Annotated in this window: 23 protein-coding genes and 1 tRNA gene; 13 read left to right on the top strand and 11 right to left on the bottom strand. The window is 32.0% G+C overall.

Annotated features, from left to right (window positions below):
• Positions 1-9 precede the first annotated feature (9 nt).
• Positions 10-1101 carry an iron-containing alcohol dehydrogenase gene (locus HA149_RS05750; protein ID WP_209113830.1) on the top strand — a complete coding sequence of 364 codons (1092 nt, stop codon included), beginning with the start codon at positions 10-12 and terminating at the stop codon, positions 1099-1101.
• A gap of 7 nt (positions 1102-1108) precedes the next feature.
• Positions 1109-2008, top strand: a complete 900-nt coding sequence (locus HA149_RS05745; RefSeq protein ID WP_209113828.1) for an alpha/beta fold hydrolase — start codon at positions 1109-1111, stop codon at positions 2006-2008.
• A gap of 12 nt (positions 2009-2020) precedes the next feature.
• Here the strand turns inward: HA149_RS05745 and HA149_RS05740 are convergent, their stop codons facing one another.
• Together HA149_RS05740 and HA149_RS05735 are read right to left on the bottom strand one after the other, a co-directional pair.
• The gene (locus HA149_RS05740; protein ID WP_209113826.1) at positions 2021-2878 is read right to left on the bottom strand and encodes a phosphatidate cytidylyltransferase; all 858 of its coding nucleotides are present in this window, start codon (positions 2876-2878) and stop codon (positions 2021-2023) included.
• 9 nt (positions 2879-2887) lie between these two features.
• Positions 2888-4285, bottom strand: coding sequence for an aminotransferase class I/II-fold pyridoxal phosphate-dependent enzyme (locus HA149_RS05735; protein ID WP_209113823.1), 1398 nt, complete (start codon positions 4283-4285; stop codon positions 2888-2890).
• Positions 4286-4349: 64 nt separating this feature from the next.
• On the opposite strand from HA149_RS05735, the gene HA149_RS05730 reads away from it, so the two are divergent.
• Both HA149_RS05730 and HA149_RS05725 read left to right on the top strand, forming a co-directional pair.
• Positions 4350-6005 carry an ABC1 kinase family protein gene (locus HA149_RS05730; RefSeq protein WP_209113821.1) on the top strand — a complete coding sequence of 552 codons (1656 nt, stop codon included), beginning with the start codon at positions 4350-4352 and terminating at the stop codon, positions 6003-6005.
• A 109-nt stretch (positions 6006-6114) separates the two neighbouring features.
• A complete protein-coding gene (locus HA149_RS05725) occupies positions 6115-6609 on the top strand; it encodes a helix-turn-helix domain-containing protein (RefSeq protein WP_209113813.1) in 495 nt (164 codons plus the stop codon).
• Positions 6610-6622: 13 nt separating this feature from the next.
• Here HA149_RS05725 and malQ read toward each other — a convergent pair whose 3' ends face one another.
• Positions 6623-8143 (bottom strand): 4-alpha-glucanotransferase, encoded by a 1521-nt coding sequence (malQ, locus tag HA149_RS05720; protein ID WP_209113811.1) that lies wholly within the window; start codon positions 8141-8143, stop codon positions 6623-6625.
• A gap of 225 nt (positions 8144-8368) precedes the next feature.
• Here malQ and HA149_RS05715 point away from each other — a divergent pair, with 225 nt between their 5' ends.
• Complete coding sequence (locus HA149_RS05715; RefSeq protein ID WP_209113809.1) at positions 8369-9364, top strand: ribose-phosphate pyrophosphokinase; 996 nt, start codon at positions 8369-8371, stop codon at positions 9362-9364.
• A gap of 15 nt (positions 9365-9379) precedes the next feature.
• Here the strand turns inward: HA149_RS05715 and HA149_RS05710 are convergent, their stop codons facing one another.
• Together HA149_RS05710 and HA149_RS05705 are read right to left on the bottom strand one after the other, a co-directional pair.
• A complete protein-coding gene (locus HA149_RS05710) occupies positions 9380-9814 on the bottom strand; it encodes a Villin headpiece domain-containing protein (protein ID WP_209113807.1) in 435 nt (144 codons plus the stop codon).
• A 73-nt stretch (positions 9815-9887) separates the two neighbouring features.
• The gene (locus HA149_RS05705; protein ID WP_209113805.1) at positions 9888-10427 is read right to left on the bottom strand and encodes a hypothetical protein; all 540 of its coding nucleotides are present in this window, start codon (positions 10425-10427) and stop codon (positions 9888-9890) included.
• Positions 10428-10533: 106 nt separating this feature from the next.
• Here HA149_RS05705 and HA149_RS05700 point away from each other — a divergent pair, with 106 nt between their 5' ends.
• Together HA149_RS05700 and HA149_RS05695 are read left to right on the top strand one after the other, a co-directional pair.
• Positions 10534-11652, top strand: coding sequence for a histidine kinase (locus HA149_RS05700; protein ID WP_209113802.1), 1119 nt, complete (start codon positions 10534-10536; stop codon positions 11650-11652).
• Positions 11653-11693: 41 nt separating this feature from the next.
• A tRNA-Glu gene (locus tag HA149_RS05695) sits at positions 11694-11766 on the top strand.
• 17 nt (positions 11767-11783) lie between these two features.
• Here the strand turns inward: HA149_RS05695 and HA149_RS05690 are convergent.
• A complete protein-coding gene (locus tag HA149_RS05690) occupies positions 11784-12320 on the bottom strand; it encodes an SRPBCC family protein (protein ID WP_209113800.1) in 537 nt (178 codons plus the stop codon).
• Positions 12321-12502: 182 nt separating this feature from the next.
• Here HA149_RS05690 and HA149_RS05685 point away from each other — a divergent pair, with 182 nt between their 5' ends.
• The 4 genes from HA149_RS05685 (at position 12503) to HA149_RS05670 (ending at position 17945) form a co-directional block, all read left to right on the top strand.
• Complete coding sequence (locus HA149_RS05685; RefSeq protein WP_209113798.1) at positions 12503-13612, top strand: FAD-binding oxidoreductase; 1110 nt, start codon at positions 12503-12505, stop codon at positions 13610-13612.
• Between the two features lie 110 nt (positions 13613-13722).
• Complete coding sequence (zwf, locus tag HA149_RS05680; protein WP_209113796.1) at positions 13723-15246, top strand: glucose-6-phosphate dehydrogenase; 1524 nt, start codon at positions 13723-13725, stop codon at positions 15244-15246.
• A gap of 2 nt (positions 15247-15248) precedes the next feature.
• Positions 15249-16550, top strand: coding sequence for a glucose-6-phosphate dehydrogenase assembly protein OpcA (locus HA149_RS05675; protein ID WP_209113794.1), 1302 nt, complete (start codon positions 15249-15251; stop codon positions 16548-16550).
• Between the two features lie 3 nt (positions 16551-16553).
• Positions 16554-17945: a cobyrinate a,c-diamide synthase gene (locus HA149_RS05670; protein ID WP_209113792.1), complete on the top strand. Its 1392-nt coding sequence runs from the start codon at positions 16554-16556 to the stop codon at positions 17943-17945.
• On the opposite strand, the gene HA149_RS05665 is transcribed toward HA149_RS05670, so the two are convergent.
• The 3 genes from HA149_RS05665 to folD are packed head-to-tail and all read right to left on the bottom strand — an operon-like array spanning position 17942 to position 20270.
• Complete coding sequence (locus tag HA149_RS05665; RefSeq protein ID WP_209113790.1) at positions 17942-18421, bottom strand: divergent PAP2 family protein; 480 nt, start codon at positions 18419-18421, stop codon at positions 17942-17944. The genes HA149_RS05670 and HA149_RS05665 overlap by 4 nt on opposite strands.
• 12 nt (positions 18422-18433) lie before the next feature.
• Positions 18434-19336: a geranylgeranyl diphosphate synthase CrtE gene (gene crtE, locus HA149_RS05660; RefSeq protein ID WP_209113788.1), complete on the bottom strand. Its 903-nt coding sequence runs from the start codon at positions 19334-19336 to the stop codon at positions 18434-18436.
• 37 nt (positions 19337-19373) lie between these two features.
• Positions 19374-20270, bottom strand: coding sequence for a bifunctional methylenetetrahydrofolate dehydrogenase/methenyltetrahydrofolate cyclohydrolase FolD (gene folD / locus HA149_RS05655; protein WP_209113786.1), 897 nt, complete (start codon positions 20268-20270; stop codon positions 19374-19376).
• Positions 20271-20344: 74 nt separating this feature from the next.
• On the opposite strand from folD, the gene HA149_RS05650 reads away from it, so the two are divergent.
• Positions 20345-21817 carry an HDIG domain-containing metalloprotein gene (locus tag HA149_RS05650; RefSeq protein ID WP_209113784.1) on the top strand — a complete coding sequence of 491 codons (1473 nt, stop codon included), beginning with the start codon at positions 20345-20347 and terminating at the stop codon, positions 21815-21817.
• Positions 21818-21842: 25 nt separating this feature from the next.
• On the opposite strand, the gene HA149_RS05645 is transcribed toward HA149_RS05650, so the two are convergent.
• Together HA149_RS05645 and HA149_RS05640 are read right to left on the bottom strand one after the other, a co-directional pair.
• Positions 21843-22235, bottom strand: a complete 393-nt coding sequence (locus HA149_RS05645) for a hypothetical protein (protein WP_209113782.1) — start codon at positions 22233-22235, stop codon at positions 21843-21845.
• 82 nt (positions 22236-22317) lie between these two features.
• Positions 22318-23958 (bottom strand): 2-isopropylmalate synthase, encoded by a 1641-nt coding sequence (locus tag HA149_RS05640; RefSeq protein WP_209113780.1) that lies wholly within the window; start codon positions 23956-23958, stop codon positions 22318-22320.
• A gap of 225 nt (positions 23959-24183) precedes the next feature.
• Between HA149_RS05640 and HA149_RS05635 the strand changes: the two genes are divergently transcribed.
• Entirely contained in the window at positions 24184-25767 is a 1584-nt protein-coding gene (locus HA149_RS05635; protein WP_209113777.1) for a glycoside hydrolase family 57 protein, read from the top strand.
• The last annotated feature ends 7 nt before the right edge of the window (positions 25768-25774 follow it).

Below are 25774 nucleotides of genomic sequence, written 5' to 3'. Positions count from 1 at the left end.
AAAGAAAGTATGCAGTCTATCTCTCCAGAAACTATATACAGGGGATATTCTGCTTGGGAAAAATCTTTACCTCAAATTACTAAATTAACTAAAAGTCCATTAATTCTAGGTAGAGGGATTCAAACGAATAATTTGAGAAATAATATTTTTAATGATTTAAAAAATCAAAAACTTAATGTAAATTCAGCTAATTTACAATTTGATTGTTGTTACGAAGATATTTCAAGAGTTAAGAATATTATTTCAAATAATAAAAATGATTGTGTTATCGCAGCTGGAGGTGGCAAAGTTCTAGACTCTGGAAAATATATAGCCGAGTCTCTTAATATCCCTTGTATTACTGTTCCCCTTAGCGCCTCTACCTGTGCTGGTTGGACAGCCTTATCGAATATTTATACAAAGGATGGTCAATTTATAAAAGATGTTGCATTAGGATCTTGTCCGAAAATACTAGTTTTTGATCATAAATTTATTCAAACAGCTCCATCAAGAACACTTGCAAGTGGTATAGCAGATGCCTTGGCAAAATGGTACGAATCCTCAATAACAAGTTCAAAAATAGATGACGGTCTTGTTCAACAAGCAATTCAGATATCAAGAGTTTTAAGAGATCAACTATTAATAGATGGAGGAAAAGCATTTAAGGGTCAATTTGAAAATAATCCATCTTGGCAAAATACTGTAGAAGCATGTGGACTTACAGCAGGATTAGTTGGCGGTATTGGTGGAGAAAAATGTAGGACTGCAGCAGCACATGCTATTCATAATGCAATTACTCAGATAATCACCCCTAATAAATTCTTACACGGTGAGATTGTTGGGGTTGGATTATTACTGCAATTAAGACTAGAAGAAATGAAAAATAATAATAAATTAGCTGATCAATCAATTAAACAATTATTTGTACTTATGAAAGAATTGAATTTGCCAACTACTATCGGACAACTTGGAATAAATGTTTTTGAAAATAATAATTTAGAGAAAATTGCTGATTTTACTTGTCGAGATAAATCTGAGATTCACTTTTTGCCTTTTGAAATTAATAAAAGTGACATAATAGAGGTTATTTCAAATTTTGAACAACAAAAAATTAAAACATAAATATTTTTTGACTAAAAACAATTTTGAACAATTAAGTGATTTAAATGTAGAATTTTTCAAAAGTGCCAAATTGTCACTATTAGATCCTTTAGGTCTTTATTTGGCAAATGATGTTAAGTGGATAAAACTCAACCAAAATTGGAACTCCTTAAAATTCCCAGTAGTTATGGGAGGAAAAGGTCAACCTATACTTCTTCTACATGGCTTTGATAGTAGTTTTTTAGAATTCAGAAGAATATATAAATCACTAAAAAGAAATTTTCAAGTTATAGCTCCTGATCTTCTAGGTTTTGGTTTTAGTCCCAGGTGCGCAACAAATGAATTTAATTCCTCGAAAATAATTTCGCATTTAATTGATCTCCTTAAGGCATTAAAAATAACAAAGAATCTAAAAATTATAGGTGCCTCAATGGGAGGCTCAACAGCTTTAAAACTTGCTTATGAAATTCCTGATTCTATTGATAAAATCATCCTTTTGTCCCCCGCAGGATTGTTTGGAGAACCTAAGAGTATTCCTTTTCCTCTGAACCAAATTGGCGCCTCATTTCTTGGATTGCCTCAGGTTAGAAAAAGTCTTTGTAGGCAAGCATTTGCTTTTCCAGATGAATGCGTTGGTAAGATGGAAGAACAAATTGCTTCAATTCATTTAGGTTGTAAAGGATGGAGGAATTCACTTGCATCATTTGCAAAAAGTGGAGGGTTTGCAGGAACTCAAAAATATATCCAAAATATACCAATTAAAACATTATGTGGAGAAAATGATCGAATTCTTGGAACAAAAGAGCTTAAAAAAATAGGTAATATTGAAAAATTAAATTTTGTAGGGTTACAAAATTGTGGTCATCTTCCGCATATAGATCTTCCATCATTATCTAGTAAAATTATCCAAGATTATTTTTTGGAATAAAAGATTTCTCAATTAATTTAGATACTTGAGAATTATAAAAATATAATACAAAACAGATGGAGTAAAGATGTAACTGTCAATTCTGTCAAGAATCCCTCCATGTCCCGGTAAAAAAGTTCCGGAATCTTTTATTTTTGCATCTCTCTTCATCATAGATTCAATTAAATCTCCAACTAATGCCATAAGAGAAATTGAAATTCCATAAATTATTCCAACAATTAATGGATTTTCCCAATTCATTAAAAATGCGAAAAATATTGCTAGTAAAATTGAACAGGATATTCCTCCAATTAAACCTTCTATAGTTTTGCTCGGAGATATTGGAGATAGAGATGTTTTACCAAATGACTTCCCAATAAAATAAGAACCAATATCACTAGCTACAATTAAAAAACAAGAAGTTAAAGTTAAATGAAGACCTGTAGTACTTGATAAGTTCTCAAGCGACATAAAACCCTGATTTGAACCTATTATAACTGAATCTAATCCCCTTAACTTAATCCAGTAACTAGGTAAAAAACCTAAATAGAATAATCCAAAAATAGATGCTGCAATATCTGAAATTGTCCCAGGTTTTGGTTGCAAAAGTAACCAAGTGCATATCCCAACTGAACAGATTGGCAAAATTGAATTTGAAATTTCTCCTTCAAGCACACCAATAGTCTCAAGATAAGTAGAAACTATAATAGTAAAGGATGAAAATAATGTGGTTTTTGTAGCTGGTCTTATTCCTTTAAATTCTGCCATTCTAAAAAATTCTAATAATGCTAGATATGTAAGCAAAGCAGTTGCCAATGTAAAAAACCATCCCCCCATCAAAACAACAATCAAACCAAAAATTCCTATAAGTAACCCGCTTTTTAATCTCATATGAAATTACTATGTTTCTAAGACTCTTATATTAAAATTTACCAGATCTTTGTTACATAAACTTTGATTATTTATCCAATTAAACCTATCTATATCAATTTTTTCGCCAGGAATTAGTAGAGGAATCCCAGGAGGATAAGGGCAAATAATATCTCCAGATATTTTATTTAATGATTGTGAAAAAGAAATTCTCCGAGTCTTACTTCTCCAAGCAATTCCAATTTCGATTTCGGGTGATTGAACTAATTTAAAGGGCGATCTGAGCACTTCTAAACTTTTTGATTTTTTGGAATTTAATAGTAATTTTTTCCATAACTTTTCAAATAAATTAAGAAAATCTTTTTGATTTCCAAATCCTAAGCAAAAAGTGAGAGTCATCATTTCTGGTAATTCGGCAATAAGTCCATTTCTATAAAAAAAATTATCAGCAGTAAAACCATCAATTCCAGCCTTAGAGGTATTTACTACAATTTTTAAGGGGTCTTGAGTTTCTATGAGAGGAATATTTTTTTGAATTAATTTTTTATAAATACTTTTTGCCTCATAAATTCTTTTTTGATATTTTGATAAACTTTTTTTGTTAAGCCAGTCCCTAATAGACTCTTCACAAGAAGAAAGTAATAAGGAACTTGGACTGGTAGTTTGCAGCAAATGAATACTTTTGATTAAATTATCTTCATTTATTAGATTCCCTTTGTACCAAAGTACCGCCGTTTGAGTTAATCCATTGAGTGACTTATGCAATGAATTAACCACTAAATCAGCGTTTGATGATAAGGCCGGTTTTGGTAAATTAAGATTTTCACAAAAAAGGAAATATGAACCATGGGCTTCATCAACTAAAACAGGTAAATTTTTTTGATGACAACAATCTATTAAAGGCTCTAAATCTCCGGAATAACCATGATAAGAGGGATTTACAAGAATAACCCCTGCAATTTTATTCTCATCAAAATTTAATTTTTTAAATACATTTTCCAACCAAATTTTTGTAATTGGTTTGTAATGACCCGTTATGGTTGAAAATTCTAAGTCAAAAAATATTGGATTTATATTCTGCATCGCACAGATTTTTATGACACTTATATGAACATTTCTAGGCATCAGGATATTTTCGCCTGGATTTGCCATTGCAATTACTGCTGATTGTATTAATCCGGAAGCTCCATTAACTCCAAAAAAACATCCTTTAGCTCCAAATTTGTCGGAGAATTCTCTTTGAGATTTAGCAATTAATCCGCTTTGGGATAGTGGGGAGCCTATTTCTGGTAATTCGGGCAAGTCCCAATACCCAGGTGGATTTTTTAATAACTTCACTAATTTTTTTGGTAAAGCTGCCCCTCTGTTATGAGCGGGAAAGAATAAAGACTTTAAAAACTTTTTGGTTAGAAAAGATGAAATGCTCATAAAGTATTATTGACATATATAGAATGGAGTACATGGTAATCTTTTTTGATATTTTTTAACTTTAATGAAAAAATCTTATTCGGAATATTCAGCAAAAGAAGACTTTCTTTGGTTGATTTTGAGACCATGGATTTTTATCCCAAGAGTTTTATATATCCTTTTAACTTTTATTTTTCTTTTTTTAAGAATACTTTTTCAAGGTAACAGTAAAAATAAAAATGTACAAAAAAATCTCTCGAAATATCTTTTTGATGTAATAACGAATTTAGGGCCTTGTTTTATCAAATTAGGCCAAGCACTCTCAACTAGACCAGATCTTGTTAGACAAGATTGGCTTACTGAACTTACAAACTTACAAGATAATCTCCCAGCATTTGATCACAAAATTGCTTTAAAAATCATTGAAGAGGAACTTGGATCGCATGCTTATGAATTATTTGAAGAGTTTCCAGATAGTCCTATTGCTTCAGCAAGCTTAGGTCAAGTTTATAAAGCAAAATTAAATAATTCTTATCTAGCTGTGAAAGTACAGCGGCCAAATTTATACTTTCTTATAAGAAGGGATGTTGTAATCTTAAGGTTTTTAGGAACTTTTTTATCCCCACTTTTACCATTAAATATAGGTGTTGGAATTGGAGAGATAATAGATGAATTCGGTAAGGCACTTTTTGATGAAATTGACTATCAAAAAGAGGCCGAAAATGCTTTGAGGTTTGCAAATTTATTCAAAGAAAATCCAAATATTTTTATTCCTAAATTAGAAAAACAGTTTTCATCCAAAAGGGTAATCACAACTTCTTGGATTGATGGAGTTAAGTTAAGAGATCGTGCTTTATTGGAGGAAAATAACTTAATCCCTGCTTCATTTATAAAAACATGTGTCATCAGTGGATTGCAGCAATTATTTGAATTTGGATATTTTCATGCAGACCCACATCCAGGAAATATGTTTGCTCTCAAAGGAGGAAATGCAGATTGTGGGAATTTAGCTTATGTTGATTTTGGAATGATGGATACTATTACAAATTTAGATAGACTTACTCTTATTAAGGCAATTGTTCACATAATAAACGAAGAATATTATCTTCTCGCAGAAGATTTCCAGAAATTAGGTTTTTTAACCAAAGAACAAGATCTTCAAAAACTTGTTGAACCATTAAAAGAAGTTCTAGGAGGATCTTTTGGCGCTGAGGTTGGTAATTTTAATCTTAAAAATGTAACTGACAAATTCTCAAAACTAATGTATTCCTATCCTTTCAGAGTTCCCAGTAGGTTTGCCTTAATAATAAGAGCCGTTGTTAGTCAAGAGGGTTTAGCACTAAGGTTAGATCCTGAATTTAAAATTCTAAAAATAGCTTATCCATATATTGCAAAAAAATTACTTACCGATAATTCTGAAGAGATTTTAGACATACTTTTAGAAGTCGTTTTTGATAATAAAGGCCAAATCCAAATAGAAAAAGTTGAAAGTTTACTAAACATTTTATTTAGAGATTCGGAAAATATCAATTCAGATCTCATACCAGTTGCGAATGCTGGATTGAAATTATTTGTCAGTAAAAAAGGATCCGAAGTTAGGAAGAATCTTCTTTTAAGTCTTATAAAAGATGAAAAATTAGAATTTACTGATGCAAAAAAACTCTTAGCTTTAATTAGGGATACTTTTAGCCCTCTGAATATTGCAAAAAGTGCAGTTCAAAATATTATTTCTACAGTTTAGTTTTTATATTTATATCTAATTAACTTACTTATGATTTTAATTCGATTAGAATTGGATGTAATGTTTTAAAAATGAGAAGTAAAAAGGATTATTTATTTTTGGAAATTAAATGAATATTTTGAAAAATCTTTTTTTACTTAACAAAAAATCTGAAAAAAATAAAGACTTAAGTTCTGGATTGGTTGACCAATATATTGAAATTGCAAAGTTAGTAAAAGAAGCAAGAATTCAACAAAACCTAACAATTGAAGAATTGTCATACATTTCAAAAATTCCTGAACGAATAATAAATTCTATTGAAAATAATAATAAAAATATTAGGCCAGAGTATCCTTTTATAAGATCTATATTAATTAAATTAGAAGAATGCTTAGTATTAAAAAAAAATTCATTATTAAAATTAGCAGTTAGTGAAAGAAAAAGTTTAAAGAAAGAGGGAAAGGAGTTTGTGTTTAGGAAATTCGATCTTATCAATACATGGCAAGGAAGTCTTTTGTATTTTTTTATATTAGTTCTAACTATATTTATATTAAAGAGATACTTTATTTTAAATGTAAATGTTATCGAGATTCAAAATATTGAAAATCAAATCATTGATAAATAATTTTTAATAAATTTTATTTTCTAGTTCTCCCAAAATTATTACCTAGCTCACTAAAGATTTTTATATTATCCTCTATTTCTTCTAAAGATCGATTTAACTTCCATTTCCAGTTATTTTTTGTGGTGCCAGGTTTGTTTAATCTACTTGAATCGTCTAGAGATAATATATCTTGTATTGGAGCGATAAATAGATTAGCGTTAGTTTCCATGCCAATTTCTATTAAATCCCAAGAGGGATTTTCTGAAAATTTATATTCATCTTTTATTCTTTCTTTAGATTCATAATCTAAATATTCCCACCATGAAACAGAAGTAGAGTTATCGTGAGTACCTGTATAGACAACCCAATTTTCTCCTTTAATATTCTTAGGTAAATAGGGATTATCTTCATTGCCATCAAAAGCAAATTGTAATATTTTCATGCCAGGAAGTTCAAAATTTTTCCTTAATTTCTCTACATCTGGCGTTATCACTCCCAGATCCTCCGCAATGATTGGTAGATAGTTAACTCCTAGATCCTTTTTTACTTTTTTTAATAGTGTTTTACCTGGAGAATTTATCCATTTCCCAATGATTGCCGTTTGAGAAGTTCCATTAACTCTCCAGTAACCGGCTAAACCCCTGAAATGATCAAATCTCAATATGTCCACAAGTTCAAATTGCCTTTGAAATCTTTTTCTCCACCAATCGAAATTTGTCCTCTTATGTTTTGACCAAAAGTAAGTTGGGGTTCCCCATAATTGTCCTGTTGATGAAAAATAATCCGGTGGAACACCACTTTGAAAGATTAAATCTCCATTTTTAAAAATTGAAAATAATGATTTATTACTCCATACGTCAGCGCTGTCTCTAGAGACATAAAAAGGCAAATCTCCTATTAGCTTAATATTTCTTGATTTTGCGAAGTTTTTAATATCGCTCCATTGCTCATCAAGATGCCATTGTATTAATTTTTTAATAAGTATCTCTTCACTTTTTTTCTTAATCCACGATTTTAAGAACTTGTTATTTTTTAATTTAAATTCTTGAGGCCATTCCCACCAAGGCAACATATTAAACTCCTCTCTGATAACAACAAATGTTGTAAAGTCTTCAATCCAAGAATTCCTCCTGATCCATTTATTAAAATTAATTTTTCTTTCTTCAGATTGTGAACTCCAACCTTGCAAAAGGAGGTGACCTAATTTCTTTGTATAATCATCTGCAATATCAAAATCAAAATGATCTTCATTCTGATTTATTGGAACTAGATTTTCTTCATTTGAAGGGAAGATAAAACCTTTCTCGATTAAATCATCCATATCCAAAAACCAAGGGTTTAGTGCAAAACTAGACGGGGAACTATATGGAGAACCTGTAGAGTCAGTAGGTGTAAGAGGTAAAAATTGCCAGTATTCAATCCCATGGCTATGTAGCTTTTCTATCCAATCTTTAGCTCCTCTGCCAAAAGTCCCACATACTTTTCCTCCCGGAATACTTGTTGGATGCATAAGTACGCCTAATGATTTTTTTTCAAGAATTGACTCTATAGGCATTTTTTTTTATATTTTTATTCTTTACTTATCTAAATTCAACCATATACAAATTTTTTTTAATTGACAAATATTGTTCCTTGCTTTTAAGAGTGCATAAAAAAATCTGCTTTTTAATAAACGATATATTGCTTGATTGATCTGACTTTTGAAAAGATCTAGTCATTATCTTTTGCGAAATTCACATTAACGACTACGATAAGAATATAGTTTTATGGTGCAAATTTCGTGACAAGTTTTATCACGGCTATGCAGAGTAAAGAATCAAACTTTAATCTAACTAATAGTAGATTAAGGGTTGTAAGTGGAACAACAAATCCTAAATTAGCTGAAGAAATTGCATCATACTTAGGGATTGAAAATGTACCTTTAATATCTAAAAGATTTGCTGATGGTGAACTTTATGTTCAGATTCAGCAATCTATTAGAGGTTGTGATGTATTCCTGATACAACCTACATGCGCTCCAGTAAACGACAGTTTGATGGAGCTTATGATTATGGTTGACGCATGCAAGAGAGCGTCTGCAAGACAAATAACGGCTGTAATCCCTTATTATGGATATGCAAGGGCAGATAGAAAGACCTCAGGAAGAGAGTCTATAACTGCAAAACTAACTGCTAACTTACTTGAAAAATCAGGAGTTGATAGGGTCCTTGCTATGGATTTACATTCAGCTCAAATACAAGGATATTTTGACATCCCATGCGATCATATTTACGGCTCACCTGTATTAATTGACTATCTAGAAACTTTAGATTTAGAGGAAGTAGTTGTCGTCTCTCCTGATGTAGGTGGTGTTGCGAGAGCAAGAGCATTCGCAAAATTAATGAAAGATGCTCCGTTGGCTATCATTGACAAAAGGAGATCGGCTCATAATATCGCTGAAAGTCTTACAGTTATTGGTGAAGTTAAAGGTAAAACGGCTATTCTTATAGACGACATGATAGATACTGGCGGCACAATTTGTTCTGGAGCTAATTTACTAAAAAAAGAAGGAGCTAATAGAATATTTGCATGTGCATCTCATGCTGTATTTTCTCCTCCTTCTTATGAGAGATTAAGTACTAAGAATCTATTCGAACAAGTTATTGTGACTAATAGCATACCAGTTATGCATAAAGATAATTTTCCACAATTAAAAGTACTTTCTGTCGCAAATATGCTTGGGGAAGCTATTTGGAGAATTCACGATGAAAGTTCCGTTAGTTCTATGTTTAGATAAAATAAAATATTGTTTTTACAATCCTTGTAATTTTTTGAGTCTCTCAGTTTCAATCTTAAATTGTTTTTCAATCTTTTCAGGAACGTTATCTGGACATACTTGAAGAGCTGATTCAACTAATTGAAGAGATGAAATAAATTGTAATTGTTTCATATCAACTGTTTGTTCTTTCTTTTTTTCTATTATTTTTCCTCCATGTTTTTGGAGAACTACTGATGCGAAAGTTGCTGACGCAACGTTTAAAGTTTTCGGAAAATCCAAATCAAATCCTTTTCTTGTCGCATTACATAGAAATGAAACACCCATCCCATGATATAAATCTAAATCATTTTTCTTAGCAGGTGAATTTTTAATATTTGCATTTACATTATTAAATTGATTATTTAAATCAAATAAAAAAAAAGAAAAAAATAAGGGTATTACAAAAATTTTAGATACTTTAAAGCACATATTTGATTTATTGTTTATTCATATTATTAAAGATAACATTTTTTATTTTTAAAACTTAATCTCCCAACAGAATTTATTGAATAATTTTAATTTCGTGATGATTCTCTACTATTTTCAGCTTATTTTTGTTCCATGAATATATAACCCTAAATCTATAATTATCAGAATCTACAAGTCTTGTATGTTCAAGAATATACCAATCTTTGTAAGAAGATTCAAAAATCATTTCGTGTTCGTCGACTTGCTTAATATTTGAGATCCCTTCATCGTTACTTAAATAAAAATTTTCCCTCATAAGTTGATGGCCTTTTAAGAATGCACGCATTTCTCCTCGTTCTTTATACTGGGGATTTTCGTCAAAGAAATTATATTTTTTCTCTGGGTACCAAGTGAATTTATAATGCGACTCCCATTCATATTTACTTTCGAGAGCTTGTATATTTATATTCATACTTAAGTTATAAGTTTTTTGTGCTTCATCAAGAAAATAAGTTCTATTAGATTTCCACAATCCAATATTTCGCGAAAACCACCTTTTTAAATTGCTGTTTAAATTGATTTCTGGAGAATTTTCACCAAAATGTAAATTTTTCTTTGAATTAATAGCGACCATTTATAAATAAGTCCTATTTATTTAATAGCCTATCTGTAAAATAAAAAAAAATATCTTAAGGTGTTTATAAGGATTAACAGCTTTTCAACACTTCAGAGGAAATCATTTGAATGATAAAAAAGAGTTAAAATTAATACTTGTGGCAGCTAGAAATCAACTTTCTAGTAATGATATTAAGTCCCTAATTGCTTATTTAGAATCAGATGATTGTGACTTTGAGATATCTCTCCAGATTTCTGACCCCACAGAACAGCCGGAATTACTTGAATTACATAGATTAGTTGCTATTCCTGCTCTTATAAAAGTTTCCCCAGCTCCAAAGCAAATATTTGCTGGAAGTAATATTTTCTCTCAGTTGCAAAAATGGTTGCCTAGGTGGACACAGGAAGGATTGACAAAAAATCTTGGTATTAATTTGCAACCATCCAAAATTGATTCAATAAGAACTCAAAAAGAATTTCTCTTGGAAGACGAACTTCTTGTTTTAAGACAGGAAAATGAGACATTAACAAAAAGAATAGAGTCTCAGGAAAGATTATTAAGAATGGTCGCGCATGAATTAAGAACACCTTTAACTGCTGCTACTTTGGCTGTTCAAAGTCAAAAACTCGGACAAATAGATATTTCAAAATTGCAAGAGGTGATTAAAAGACGTCTAGAAGAGATTGAACTCTTATCTCAGGATCTTTTAGAGGTTGGAACAACTAAATGGGAAGCGTTATTTAATCCTCAGAAAATTGATTTAGGTAATATAAGTGCTGAAGTAATACTTGAATTAGAAAAATTCTGGAGATTAAGGAATATTGAAATTGATACTGATATTCCATCTGATCTGCCAAGTGTTTTTGCAGATCAAAGAAGAATGAGGCAAGTATTTTTAAATTTAATTGAAAATGCTATTAAATTTTCTGAAGACTCTGGTTCTATAAAAATTACTATGATTCATAAGACAAACCAATGGGTAGAAATAACAATTTGTGACAAAGGTGCAGGTATTCCTTTGAGCGAACAAAAAAGAATTTTTTTAGATAGAGTTAGACTCCCACAGACTTCTGAAGGAACTTCAGGATTTGGGATAGGGTTATCTGTCTGCAGGAGAATTGTACAAGTCCATGGCGGAAGAATATGGGTCGTCTCTGAAATTGGTGTAGGTTCCTGCTTCCATTTCACCGTTCCAGTGTGGCAAGGACAAAACAAAGAGCAACAATACTTGACGAAAGGCTAGCCTTACTCTTAGTTTTTAATAAGCTGTTATGCTAATTCCCTGGCCCCATCGTCTAGAGGCCTAGGACACCTCCCTTTCACGGAGGCGACAGGGGTTCGAATCCCCTTGGGGCTATTTTTTAAAACTTTAAACTAACTCATTGATGATTTTGCTTGTCTATCGACGGCAATCAAATTTTCAGAAAGATCTTTTTTTAGTCTTTTCTCTATCATCCCTATTGGCATCCACTGACAACCTTGAACAGTAAGATCATAAATCAATGAATTTTTTGATGTACCTTTTATGCGTTGAATTTTCCAACTACCTTCGAATTTTCTGAAATCTCCTTTAATTAGGTTGAATTTTAAAAGGCCAAGCTCCTTATCTTCAAATAAATCGATAGTTACTTCAGCTGAAAATTTCATACCAAGAAAATCCTGAGCACCAACTTGATTAAGGTGAACATTATTTTCCTTTTGATATATTTTTTTACTTGACAATAAATTTGGAATGTAAATATTTAATCGATCATAATCTGTTAGAACATTCCACAAAGACTCAAAACTCGCAGAAGTTGTAAGTTGAGCTGCAAGTCGCCTTGTTCCTCCAGAGAGCTTTTCCATCGTTTGCTCAATTGTCCTGTAACCATTTTTATTAGAATGATTTACTGGTTCTTGAGGATTATTCATAAATGAATTTTTTAAATAGATAAAAAATTATTTCTGTGTAACTATACTGATAAAAACAATAAATACTGAAAAATAAAAATAATTTAATTAGATTATCCCGATCTCAAAACGTAACCATTTTTGTATAATTACCTCAAATTAAACTACAAATTGATAGTCTTTTATATAAAGAAAACTAAAAAATGTATTCACAATCAACAGTTATCGCAGGTGGCTTAGCTCATATACCAGTAGTAATAGGAGTTTTTTCTTTTATTCAAAAATTTTTTAGTAAAAGAGCCTCAAATTTGCCCCAAGATACAGAACCAAAAAAATCTCCGGTAACACCCGTTGAACAAAATTCAACTCCTAAACCTGCTCCTGTTGCAAAGTTAGAGACTAATAAAGTAGTCAAGAAGAAACATGCTGATGTCCCAGTTAATATCTACAGACCAAAAACACCTTATGAAGGCACTGTAATCGAAAATTATAGTCTTCTTAAAGATGGAGCTATTGGGAGAGTAAATCACATTACTTTCGACCTTAAAGATAGTGATCCATTTTTAAATTATGTTGAGGGCCAAAGTATCGGTATTATGCCTGCCGGAGAAGATGCAAACGGAAAGCCTCATAAATTAAGACTTTATTCGATAGCTAGTACTAGACATGGAGATGATTTTAAAGGTAATACAGTTTCTCTTTGTGTTAGACAGCTTCAGTACGAAAAAGATGGCGAAACTATAAATGGTGTTTGTTCTACTTATTTATGCGATATTAAGCCTGGAGATAAAGTAAAAATTACAGGACCTGTAGGTAAAGAGATGCTACTCCCAGATGAAGAGGATGCAAACATTGTTATGTTGGCTACTGGAACTGGAATAGCTCCTATGAGAGCTTATTTAAGAAGAATGTTTGAGGCAACTGAAAAAGAAAAAAATAAATGGAATTTTAAGGGTAAAGCTTGGCTATTTATGGGAGCTCCAAAATCAGCTAATTTGTTATACGAAGAAGATCTTCAAAGATATCTAACTGATTACCCAGATAATTTCAAATATACAAAAGCTATTAGCCGTGAGCAGCAAAATACAAAAGGAGGAAGAATGTATATTCAAGATAGAGTTTTAGAATCTGCGAACGAACTTTTCAATATGATTGAAGATGAGAAGACACATATTTATCTTTGTGGATTAAAGGGTATGGAACCTGGAATAGATGAAGCCATGACAAAGGCAGCTGAAGAAAAAGGTTTGAACTGGTCAGAATTAAGACCTCAACTGAAAAAAGCAGGAAGATGGCACGTAGAAACCTACTAAATCTTTCTTATTTAGATTTAAGTATTATCTACTGAATACTTTTTGGTTTAGACACAATATGTAGCTAATTTTTGAAAAAAAGAGGATTTTAAAAAAAGAATATTAAAAATATGCCTTCAACTTTAAGTAATCCTCTTAGATTAGGTTTACGGCAGGAAAGAGTCATATCTCCACAATGCTTAGTAATATTTGGTGCTAGTGGAGACCTTACTCATAGAAAATTAATACCAGCCTTATTTGAACTCTATTTGCAAAGAAGAATTCCTAGTGAATTTGGAATAGTTGGTTGTGCGAGAAGACCTTGGACTGATGATGAGTTTAGAGAAAAGATGAAACTAAAGCTATCTAATCAAATATCTGGTAAAGAGAGGGAGTGGGAACAATTTTCTAATTATCTTTTCTATGAACCAGTAGACTTACAACAAAGTGATCATGTCGTAAGGCTTTCTAAAAGATTAAATGAAATTGATAAAACACAAGCTACTCATGGAAATAGAACATTTTATTTATCAGTATCTCCGAATTTCTATGCAAGTGGATGTAAAGCTCTTAAAGCAGCTGGTCTTTTAGATGACCCTAAGAAAAGTCGTTTAGTGATTGAAAAACCTTTTGGGAGAGATTATTCAAGTGCAAAGAAATTGAATAAGATCGTCCAAAGTTGTGCTGAAGAAAGTCAGATTTATAGGATTGATCATTATTTAGGTAAAGAGACAGTTCAAAATATTCTTGTTTTGAGGTTCGCTAACACTATTTTCGAACCAATCTGGAACAGAAATTATATATCAAGTGTTCAAATTACTTCATCTGAAACAGTGGGTGTTGAAGATAGAGCTGGTTATTACGAAAGCTCTGGTGCATTAAGAGATATGCTTCAAAATCATATGACTCAAATGCTTGCTGTTACTACTATGGAACCTCCTGGAAAATTTGAACCAGAAGCAATAAGAAATGAAAAAGCTAAGGTTCTTCAAGCTTCAAAACTTGCTGATGAAAATGAACCGTGGAATTGTTGCATAAGAGGTCAATATGGAGAGGGAGGAAATATCTCAAATCAACTCAAAGGATATAGGCAGGAAGATGGTGTTAATTGTAATAGCACAACAGAAACTTATATTGCGACAAAAGTTTTCGTTGATAACTGGCGTTGGCAAGGGGTTCCTTTTTATTTGAGAACAGGCAAAAGACTACCTAAAAGACTTGGAGAAATAGTTTTGAATTTTAAAGACGTTCCTGTTCATTTATTTGAATCAACAATAATAAATCCTTCCCCAAATCAACTTATCCTCAGGATTCAGCCAAATGAAGGTGCTACTTTCAAATTTGAGGTAAAATCCCCTGGTTCTGGAATGAAATCAAGACCTGTTGAGATGGAATTTTCTTATGATGAGTCATTTGGAGAACCCTCAGATGAAGGCTATGTAAGATTGTTAGCGGATGCAATGCTATCTGACCCAACCTTATTCACTAGAAGTGATGAAGTTGAGGCAGCCTGGAAACTTTATACACCATTAATAGAATTGATGGATAATTCTCCTTGGAAGTTACCTATTTATAATTATGAATCTATGACGTGGGGACCTCCTGAATCTGATCAATTACTTTCAAAAGATAATATTTTCTGGCGTAGACCTTAAAAATGAAACCTCAATTAACACTTCAAACTCCATTAGAACTTCCTTATCAGGAAATTTCTAATTACCTTAATAAATTATGGATTTCAGAAGATAAAGATAATAGTGGAGCTAATACTTTTACATTAATGGTCTGGCAACCTGCTTGGCTAGAACAATGTTTGGTTCAAAAAGGATTAGTAAATGGACCAATTACTGGAAATTTAAGTCCAGAGATAATTGAAGTTGCTAAAAAATTCATATTAGATCAAGGACTTCCTGTAAGTACTACCCTTCAAAGTCAAAAATTATTGGATTTGTTGAAGGAAAATTTATCTAATAAAGACTTTGAAGATTTTAGAGGACAATTTTTTGAATCATCGATAAGTACATTGAATCCAAGAAGATTAATAACTCTAGCGCCAACGTTAAATGAAAATTCAGATATCAAAACTTTTGTGTCCGCTTACTGTCCATTAAGTGATACTCCAGCTAAGCAACCTATATGTGGGGATTTAGTGGTAATTAGGGGTGACTCAGCCTCAATATCCAATAAAGGATTAAAAATAATTGAAGAATTATCTATTGATGAATTACCTTCATGGTTGTGGTGGAATGGAAGCTTGGATGAATCGCCTGAAATCTTTGAATACTTTACTAATCATGGTATGAGGTTAATAATAGATACTGCTCTTGGATCGCCTAACAGATGTTTAAAAGTTTTAAATCAATTAAATAATTCAAATAAAGCTATTAATGATTTGAATTGGGTTAGGTTGAAAAATTGGAGGGAATCATTAGCAATGATTTTTGATCCGCCTTCGAGGAGGCCAATTTTAGATCATATTACTGATATTGATATTGATATCGCAGGAGATCATTTGATTCAAGCTTTGTTTTTGATTTCATGGATTAGCGATAAACTTAGTTGGTCTTTTCTAAGGGTTGAAAGGGATTCAGAATCAACAAAAATAGAGTTTGAAAGAATTAACGGTGAAATAATTTCTGCATCAATTAATCCCTTATCTTTGGGGAATCCAAGTATTCATTTAGGACAAGTTATTGGATTGAGATTAATTTCAAAAATTAGTGAGGTTCAAAAAAATAATACTTGTGTAATACTTGGTTGTGAATCAGTGGAATGTATGAGACTTGAAGCAGGGGGAATGGCGAACATGGAATTAATAGAACAAGTTGTTCCAAATTCTTTTTCTACATCAGAGTATGATGTTAGTAAATTGTTGGGAAGTAGTAGAGGTAATACAAGTCCTCTTTTTGAAAATTCTATTAAAATAGCCCTTCAAATATTTAATGGTTTTAATAACTAATAAATGCCCTGTGTAATATCTTCTCCTTCAACTGATAGTGGGAAAACTACATTATCGCTTTTAATATCTTGTTGGGCATTCTCAAAAGGCATAAAGATACAAACTTTCAAGGTTGGCCCAGATTATCTTGATCAACAACAATTAAGTTCAATTGGCCAACCTATTTGTAGGAATTTAGATATTTTTTTAAGTGGTGAGGAATGGGTTCAAGAAAGTTTTTTTAAACATTCTTTGAAATATGAATTCTCATTAATTGAAGGAGCAATGGGTCTATTTGATGGACTAGGGTCTACAAGCTATTCCAGCACAGCAAATATCTCTAAACTTCTTAATGTTCCAGTAATTTTTATTGTTAATGCTAGAGGTCAAGTAGCTTCTCTTTTGGCGATTGTTCGAGGTTTTAGAGATTTCGATAGCGAGTTGTCAATAGCAGGAATTATATTTAACAACGTTAATTCAGATAGACATAAAAAATTAATCAAAGAAGTTTTTAAAAATGAAGATATCGAAATTCTTGGTTTTCTACCATCTGATTCAAAAATAGCTTTAAACAAAGCTAATTTAGGTTTAATATCCCCATTGGATAATGACAAAGAAATTGATGTTGAATATTTTGCAAATTTCGCCGAAAGAAATCTTGATGTATTTTCTCTTATAAAATTCTTGAAATCTCCGCAAAAGAAAATATTTAATTCTGTCAGTTTTAAAGATTTTAAAATAGATAAAAGTAAACCTATCGCAATTGCAGAAGATAAAATCTTTCATTTTCAATACCCTGAAACTAAGGAGTTTTTGAGTGAAATAGGCATTCCATTGATTTCATGGAGTATTTATGATGATGAAGAAATACCTAATGAGGCTTCTTCTTTAATTATTCCTGGAGGGTTCCCTGAAAAATATGCTGATCATATTAGTAACTCTATAAAAAGCTTAAATTCGTTAAGGAAATTCCGCAAAAATGGATTTATATATGCAGAGTGCGGAGGGATGATGATTTTAGGAGACTTTATAAAAGATGAAAATGGTAGTAATCATAAAATGAGTGGCATCCTGCCTTTTAGATCAAAAAAAAGTAAACTTTCAGTAGGTTATAGATACATTGAAGGTTTAAAAAATACTCCCATCATTAAACAAAATCAATTAATAAGAGGACATGAATTCCATTATTGGGAAATTGAAAATAATTTATCTGAACTTTATTTACGAAAAGCTGAGCATCAGAAGAAACTTTCTTCCCCATGGAAAATTAAATCTTGGAAAACAGAATACAAAAATGAAGGCTTTTTTGATGAAAAATTACATGCAAGTTGGATTCACTTACATTTGCCAAGTTCTCCAGAAGTCGCAAAAAACTTTATAGATGCCACCCAAACTAGTTTTTTAGAGGATTCTTAATTTATGATCAAATCAAATATTTTGAGAGGAGAACCTAAAAAAAACATTCCAGGCAAAGTGATTAATGGTCCTAAAAAACTCCCTATCATGACCTCAATTTTTGTATGGCCAAGAGTTTCTTTTAAAAGTAGTTCAGATTGAGGGTCTAGTTTTTTTGATAATTTATTGATTTCTGCAGCTTGAATCCCAGCTGATTTTCTAACACCACTAGCGTCATACATAACTATTAGTGATATGGCAACTGATAATGCGAATATTGAGCTATCAAATCCCAATTCATAACCTATACCAGATGTAGCACCAGTTATTAAGGCGGAATGACTTGAAGGCATACCACCCGTCTCGAACATAATTCCAAATCTTAGCTCCCCTTTTGAAAATAAATTGAATACAATTTTGAAAAATTGAGCTATTAAACAGGATAATAAGCTCCAAAAAAGAACTGAATTATTAAAAAAGGGATAAAACTCAGACATAAATTAAAATAATTATCTGTCTCTGTTTGTAATAAAGTCGGCTAACGATATTAAATACTTTGCGTCTGCACCCCAAGGTTCAATTGCTTTTTTTGCTTTTTCAACTAAATCAAATGCTCTTTTCTTTGATTCCTCCATCCCAAGTAATTTAGGGTAAGTAGTTTTGTCAGCTAAAAGATCCTTGCCGGCAGTTTTCCCAAGCTTTTCACTGCTGGAAGTTAAATCGAGAATATCATCTATTATTTGGAAGGCTAAACCAATTCCCTCTGCATATGTAGTTAGAGCTTGTAATAGTTTATCGTTAGCACCTGCGATCATCGCGCCTGTCCTTACGCAAGCCTTTAATAAAGCCCCAGTCTTATGGAGATGGATATATTCTAGAGTTTCAAGGTCGACTTCTTTACCTTCGCATTCCAAATCAACAACTTGCCCCCCGACTAGGCCTGGCGCACCGGCAACAAGGGATAATTCGCCAATTACATTTAATAATCTATTTGAATCGACTCCAGGGCTTCTTAAAGAGACCATTTCAAAGGCCCTGGTTAATAAAGCATCTCCTGCAAGAATAGCTATTGCATCTCCATATACTTTATGGTTTGTTGGCCTGCCTCTCCTTAAGTCATCATTATCCATGGCCGGTAGATCATCATGAATCAAGGACATTGTATGGATCATTTCTATTGCTACTGCAGTAGGAACAGCAAGAGATGGTTCTCCTCCAGCCAGAGAGCAAGATGCTAAACATAAAATTGGACGTATTCTTTTCCCTCCAGCTAAAAGAGAATATCTCATTGATTCTCTTAATATTTCTGGATTCTCAGGGCCCAACGAAAAATCAAGTGCTTCTTCTACAACCTTTTTTGTGCTTTTAAGATATTTTTCAAAATCAGAAATACTATTTATAACTTCAGTCATTTTAAAACTTTAATAAAAAATTTTTTCATCTTGGAGTTTATGGCAAAAGGTCATTAAGAGTTGATGATAAACCAAATTGTTTTTGCCAGCTAAAAATAGTATTTACAAGTAACATTGTTACTGTCATTGGTCCAACTCCTCCTGGTACAGGTGTGTAAGCAAATACTTTAGAAATGACATCCTCTAATAATACATCGCCACATAATTTGGTTTGATTTTTATCGGAACTTTTTAATCTATGTATTCCGACATCAATAATTACTGCTCCTTCTTTCACAAAACTCGAATCTATAAGATTGGGTTTTCCCGCAGCCGCAATTAGGATGTCGGCTTCTCTGCAGACTTTATTCAAATTTAATGTTTTTGAATGAGTCATTGTTACAGTTCCATTTAGATTCAACAACATAAGCGATAGAGGTTTACCAACAAGCAAACTTCTTCCAATAACAACAATTTTCTTACCTTCAATTGTAATATTTTGAGATCTTAATAAATTAATAATTCCTGCTGGTGTGCATGATCTCATCGCAGGCTCATTTTTCACTAATTTGCCTATGTTTGTCTCATTTAATCCATCTACATCTTTGCTTGGATTAATATGGCTGATTAGTTTTTGCTCATCAAACTTCTTTGGGATGGGAAGTTGTAGCAACATTCCATCAATATCCTTATCAGAATTAAGCTTGATTATTAATTGTTCAACTTCTTTTTGCTCTACACTATCTTTTAGATGAAAAATAAAACTCTTTATCCCAATCCTTGAACATGCTTTTTCCTTGTTATTAACGTAAACACCACTTGCAGGGTCTTCACCTATTCTTATTACAGCTAAACCGGGAGCTCTTTTTGCAATTTTTTTATTACTAGAAATATAGTCATTTAATCTTTCTTCAATTTCAAGAGATAATTTTTTACCATCTAATTTTAACGACATTTAGAAAAACATCTCCTTTTTACACCTAGCATGACTATAATTCTAAATTATTCAAATAGATTTATTTATATTCTGTGCAAAACATCACAACTACCTTAAAGAAATTTTTTCATCTGTGGGGGAAAAGTCAAGTTCCAGTAAAACAACCAATTAAAATTTCAAGGATAGATAATCTCATAATTTTTTTAGTATGTATTTTAATTTCAATAATTTCTTCTTATCAACTACTTCTTATTTCGCCTTTAAATTTCGCAGATATTTTGTCTTGGCTTTTGAGCTTTACTGAAATACTTATTTGTTCCGGAATTTTGATATTAGTTTCAAAAAAAGAAAATCCCACAATTTCCTCAAGACAGATTTTCTTGATCGTTATCCTTCTTTTTGCAGTACAAGCAACGAAATTAGCTTTAGCTTCAACCATAAGTCCATTATCTATGATAATACCACCGGCATTAATAATATCTCAAGGCATGGGAAGCATAACAGCTTTAGCTTGGGTATCTATAGCAAGTTTTAGTTGGCCAGACCCAGCAGTTGCTATAAATAATAATTTGTTTTTTATTTTATTAGTTTGCGCTTCAGTAGTATCTCTACTTGGTGGCAGAATAAGAAGTAGAGCTCAGTTACTTCAACTATCAATTTTTGTCCCCATAGGATCGTTCTTAAGTCAATGTGTATTAATAGGTAAAGATAAAATATCTCTTATAAATAACCAAAATTTTGTTTTAGCTAATGGGGATATATTTTCTGATTCCTTGCTATTGGCAATAGTAATGCTTTTTACTATTTTGTTTATCCCTATTTTTGAGTCAATATTCGGATTATTAACTAAAGCAAGATTACTCGAGTTGGCTGATAAGGAGAAACCTTTAATTAGAAGATTATCTCTTGAAGCTCCTGGTACTTTTGAACATACCTTACTTATATGTGGTTTGGCTGAGGAAGCAACAAGAATGATTGGTGGCGATATTGATTTAATTAAAACTGGAGCTTTATATCATGATGTTGGCAAATTACATGCACCTAAATGGTTTATCGAGAATCAGGATGGTTCAAGAAATCCGCATGACGAATTAGATGATCCAATTAAAAGTGCAGAAGTATTACAAGCACACGTTGATGAAGGATTGAAATTTGCAAGTAAAAATAGACTACCTAAATTGATAGCCAACTTTATCCCAGAACATCAAGGTACTTTAAAAATGGGTTATTTTTTTCACAAAGCCAAAGAGAAAAATCTAAATATTAATGAAAATGATTTTAGATATAAGGGACCTGTCCCTCAGTCAAAAGAAACAGCTGTTTTAATGCTTGCTGATGGATGTGAAGCAGCACTGAGAGCTATGAATATTAATGCTTCTGATGATGAAGCTTTGGAAACAATATCTAAGATTATCAATTCACGTCAAAAAGATGGTCAATTAAATGATAGTAATTTATCTAAGGGAGAAATTTTTTTGATAAAAAGGGCGTTCTTGAATGTATGGAAAAGAATTAGACATAGAAGAATTCAGTATCCAACAAGTAAGAATAATACTTTTTCATAATACTTTTTTGTTCTATTTAAGAAATTTATAGCCTAATACTTCTTCGATGTTTTGGATTACACCAATATAGAAGAGCCAATGTACTTAATAATGTTGTCAAAAGAGTAAACCCACCAATTCCAAAAATGTCTTGAAGAGTTATGAGCCTTACAACTGAATAAGGACCCATACCAGAAATTACCATTGATAAAGATACTAGGGTTAAAGTTACTCCCCATTTTTTCTCTGCTAAAAGAGCTGCTGAAGAAACTATTCCAACAATTGCAGCAGGCCACCCAAGACTTATGGCAAGAGTTATATTTGCAACTTTTAGAGGAGGCCCAAAACTTATTATTAATCCGATTATTGGAAGTGCAATTATGTTGCCGATTAAGCCAACCCACGAAAGTGCCCAATATCCAATTAACCTTTCTCTCATTATTTACTGCTTTAACTATCAATTCAATCTACATTATTAAGAGACTATTTTTTAATGCTACTTAATAATCCTAAGAAATAATTTAATTTGCAGGATTGGATATAAATGTATTATCAGAGCTTTCTAAATTATCAAATTGTGGATGAATTGAATTTTTTTTCTCAGAAAATACAAGTCTATTTAAAGCATTAACGTAAGCATTCGCTGCAGCAACTACAACATCCGTATCAGCAGAATGACCAGAATATATCTTATTATCCCTTCTTATTCTTATTGTTACTTCGCCCAAAGCATCAATTCCTTCTGTAACTGACTTAACAGAAAATTCAATTAATTCATTAGGAACTTTAGCTAATTTATTTAAAGCCTCGCATACTGCATCAACTGGTCCAGTCCCTACTGATACAGCAGTATCCTCAGTATTATCTTCTGTGTTTAAAAGCGAAATTGTAGCAGTAGGTTTAGATGCGTTACCGCAACTTACTTGTACAAGACTTAATTGAAATTTAGCTTCTGGGAGCTGAACTTGTTCACTAACAATTGCTTCTAAGTCTCTATCAGTAATTTCTCTTTTCCTGTCAGCTAAATCCTTAAAACGAGCAAAAGCATCATTTAAATCTTCTCGGCTCAAGTCATATCCCATCTCTTCTAATCTTGCTCTTACTGCACTCCTACCACTAAGTTTCCCCAAAGATATTTTGTTGTCACTTAATCCAACAGTTTTTGCATCGATAATTTCGTAAGTTAATCTATTTTTTAAAACCCCATCCTGATGAATGCCTGACTCATGTGCAAAAGCGTTAGCTCCCACAATTGCTTTATTAGGTTGTACAGTCATTCCAGTTAGGTTGGAAACAAGTCTAGAGGTTTTTGTTATTTCTTCTGTTCTTATTGCCGTAAGAGGAGTTGGTGAATCTGGATTTCTTTTGAAAAAACTATTAAAAAAACTTTTCCTAACATGTAGTGCCATGACTAATTCTTCTAGAGAGGCATTCCCGGCTCTTTCACCAATTCCATTAATAGTACACTCTAGTTGCCTTGCCCCATTTTTTACTGCCTCAAGAAAATTGGCTACTGCTAAACCCAAATCATTATGACCATGAACCGAGATTACTGCCTCATTAATATTCGGAACATTTTTATTTATATCATAAATTAGTTTACCAAATTCACTAGGAGTAGTGAATCCAACAGTATCTGGAATATTTATTGTTGTTGCTCCTGCAGATATAGCTAGTTGAATAACTTCGTATAAAAAATCAGGATCACTCCTTGATGCATCTTCACAAGAAAACTCAATATCATCTACCAATGATTTTGCATAATTAACCATTTCTGGAACTATTTGAATGACATCTTTTCTGGATTTTTTAAGTTTATGTTTAAGATGAATATCACTTGTCGCAATAAAAGTATGTATTCTTTTCTTAGGAGCTGGACTTACAGCTTCGTAACATGCTTTTATATCTCCTTTAGACGCTCTAGCCAAACCGCATATCGTAGGGCCATTTTCTTTCCCTACGGAGTTGGCAATTTTATTAACAGCTTTAAAATCTCCTGGACTTGCGAAAGGGAATCCAGCCTCAATAACATCTACCCCTAATCTTGCTAATTGATGGGCGATAGCAAGTTTCTCTTCAAGATTTAAACTGGCACCGGGAGATTGCTCTCCATCTCGAAGAGTTGTATCAAATATCAAAATTCTTCCAGGATCTTTTGACATAAGAAGTAATAACCTAAACTTATACTAAGCTAATTAAAAAAATTTGACTAGATTTAGTTCAACAAAATTTTCTGGAAATTTATAACTTAAATAATATTGGTTAAAATTCTGAAGAAAAAAATGAAATACTTAAATTATTAAAGTATTCTTTTAGGATCAAAGCTTCCTTTTGTAAAAAGTTAATTTTGATTATTTATAGATTTTCAGGTATAAATTATAAAAAGTATGAATGGGCGATACCCCAAAAAAAATGTTTTAGGTCAGTTAGCAATAGTTTTACATGCTCATCTACCTTACGTCAGAAAAAACGAAAAAAACTCCTTAGAAGAGGATTGGTTATTTCAGGCGATTTTGGAATGTTATATACCACTACTTGAATCAATAGAATCTTCCATAAATGAAAATCCTGAAAATACAAAACTTACTATTAGTTTGTCGCCAACATTATTATCACTTCTAAATAATAAAAAAATTCAAGAAACTTTCCCAAGCTGGATTAAAACAAGGAATGATTTCTTAAACGATCTGCCACTAGAAGAAAAAAATGCCGCTGCATTTTTAATAAAAAATCTTAATGATAAATACTTATATTGGCAAAATTGTTTTGGAAATCTAATTGAGAAGTTCAGGGGATTAAATAACTCTGGAAATTTGGATATTCTTACTTGTGCTGCTACTCATGGATATTTACCAATTCTAAGGGAGAATCCTGAAACTGTTAAAGGTCAAATCAATACAGCAATTAGGAATCATGAAAATATTTTTGGAACAAAGCCTTTAGGTATTTGGTTACCTGAATGCGCATATTATGAAAATTTAGACGAAATTCTATTTAATTCCGGAATAAGATATGCAATCTTAGACGGTCATGGGATTCTGAATTCCACACCAAGGCCTAGGTATGGAGTGTATGCTCCAATCTGCTCGAAAAATGGCGTTGCGTTCTTCGGAAGAGATAGTGAGTCAACTTTGCCCGTTTGGTCTGCTAAGGATGGCTTCCCTGGAGACAAAGTTTATAGGGAATTTCACAAAGATTTGGGATGGGAATTACCTATCTCCAAGCTCCAAGAGAAAGGTATCTTAACTAAAAGACCTTTGGGTTTGAAGTTTCATAAAATTACAGACAATAACGTACCATTAGGTGAAAAGGCGTTTTACTTAGAAAATGAAGCTAAAAAGAAGGCTGTAGAACATGCTGAAGATTATCTTCTGGCGAGATCCAAACAATTAGAAAAATTAACTTTATCCTCTTCCTTTAATCCTTTGTTGGTAGCTCCATTTGACGCAGAGTTATTTGGTCATTGGTGGTATGAGGGGCCTTTTTTTATTGAAAATATTTTAAAGAACTCTAGTAAATATTCAATTAAGCTCACAAATTTAAAAGAATTCTTACTTCAAAAGCCAAATCTTCAGATTTGCGACCCATCACCATCAAGCTGGGGACAAGGAGGTTACCATAATTATTGGATTAATGATTCAAATTCATGGATTGTTCCAGAGATCACAAAAGCAGGCTCAACATTTGTTGATTTATGCTCGAAAAATTTTAATAATGATTTGTCTCCAAGACTTTTCAAACAAGCAGCAAGAGAATTACTTCTCTCTGAGTCCTCTGATTGGAGTTTTATCCTAAGAGCTGGAACTACAACTGAGCTTGCGAAAGAGAGGATAGAAAGACACTTGTTCAGATTCTGGAAAATAGTTGAAATGATTAAAAATCATTCCAAAATTAATTTAAAATTTCTTGAAGATATTGAGGAAGAAGATAAAGTTTTCTCAGATATTAATATTGATGATTGGCGAAAATAAACAAATA

It is taken from the genome of Prochlorococcus marinus XMU1406, from assembly GCF_017696055.1.
Taxonomy (GTDB): Bacteria; Cyanobacteriota; Cyanobacteriia; order PCC-6307; family Cyanobiaceae; genus Prochlorococcus_A; species Prochlorococcus_A marinus_W.
This window is presented reverse-complemented; position numbering and strand designations above follow the sequence as displayed.

Coding starts and splice junctions, on each gene's coding strand:
- HA149_RS05750 (WP_209113830.1), top strand. CDS start 10: ATGCAGTCTATCTCTCCAGAAACTATATACAGGGGATATTCTGCTTGG.
- HA149_RS05740 (WP_209113826.1), bottom strand. CDS start 2,878: ATGAGATTAAAAAGCGGGTTACTTATAGGAATTTTTGGTTTGATTGTT.
- HA149_RS05735 (WP_209113823.1), bottom strand. CDS start 4,285: ATGAGCATTTCATCTTTTCTAACCAAAAAGTTTTTAAAGTCTTTATTC.
- HA149_RS05730 (WP_209113821.1), top strand. CDS start 4,350: ATGAAAAAATCTTATTCGGAATATTCAGCAAAAGAAGACTTTCTTTGG.
- HA149_RS05725 (WP_209113813.1), top strand. CDS start 6,115: ATGAATATTTTGAAAAATCTTTTTTTACTTAACAAAAAATCTGAAAAA.
- malQ (WP_209113811.1), bottom strand. CDS start 8,143: ATGCCTATAGAGTCAATTCTTGAAAAAAAATCATTAGGCGTACTTATG.
- HA149_RS05710 (WP_209113807.1), bottom strand. CDS start 9,814: ATGTGCTTTAAAGTATCTAAAATTTTTGTAATACCCTTATTTTTTTCT.
- HA149_RS05705 (WP_209113805.1), bottom strand. CDS start 10,427: ATGGTCGCTATTAATTCAAAGAAAAATTTACATTTTGGTGAAAATTCT.
- HA149_RS05690 (WP_209113800.1), bottom strand. CDS start 12,320: ATGAATAATCCTCAAGAACCAGTAAATCATTCTAATAAAAATGGTTAC.
- HA149_RS05685 (WP_209113798.1), top strand. CDS start 12,503: ATGTATTCACAATCAACAGTTATCGCAGGTGGCTTAGCTCATATACCA.
- zwf (WP_209113796.1), top strand. CDS start 13,723: ATGCCTTCAACTTTAAGTAATCCTCTTAGATTAGGTTTACGGCAGGAA.
- HA149_RS05675 (WP_209113794.1), top strand. CDS start 15,249: ATGAAACCTCAATTAACACTTCAAACTCCATTAGAACTTCCTTATCAG.
- HA149_RS05670 (WP_209113792.1), top strand. CDS start 16,554: ATGCCCTGTGTAATATCTTCTCCTTCAACTGATAGTGGGAAAACTACA.
- HA149_RS05665 (WP_209113790.1), bottom strand. CDS start 18,421: ATGTCTGAGTTTTATCCCTTTTTTAATAATTCAGTTCTTTTTTGGAGC.
- crtE (WP_209113788.1), bottom strand. CDS start 19,336: ATGACTGAAGTTATAAATAGTATTTCTGATTTTGAAAAATATCTTAAA.
- folD (WP_209113786.1), bottom strand. CDS start 20,270: ATGTCGTTAAAATTAGATGGTAAAAAATTATCTCTTGAAATTGAAGAA.
- HA149_RS05645 (WP_209113782.1), bottom strand. CDS start 22,235: ATGAGAGAAAGGTTAATTGGATATTGGGCACTTTCGTGGGTTGGCTTA.
- HA149_RS05640 (WP_209113780.1), bottom strand. CDS start 23,958: ATGTCAAAAGATCCTGGAAGAATTTTGATATTTGATACAACTCTTCGA.
- HA149_RS05635 (WP_209113777.1), top strand. CDS start 24,184: ATGAATGGGCGATACCCCAAAAAAAATGTTTTAGGTCAGTTAGCAATA.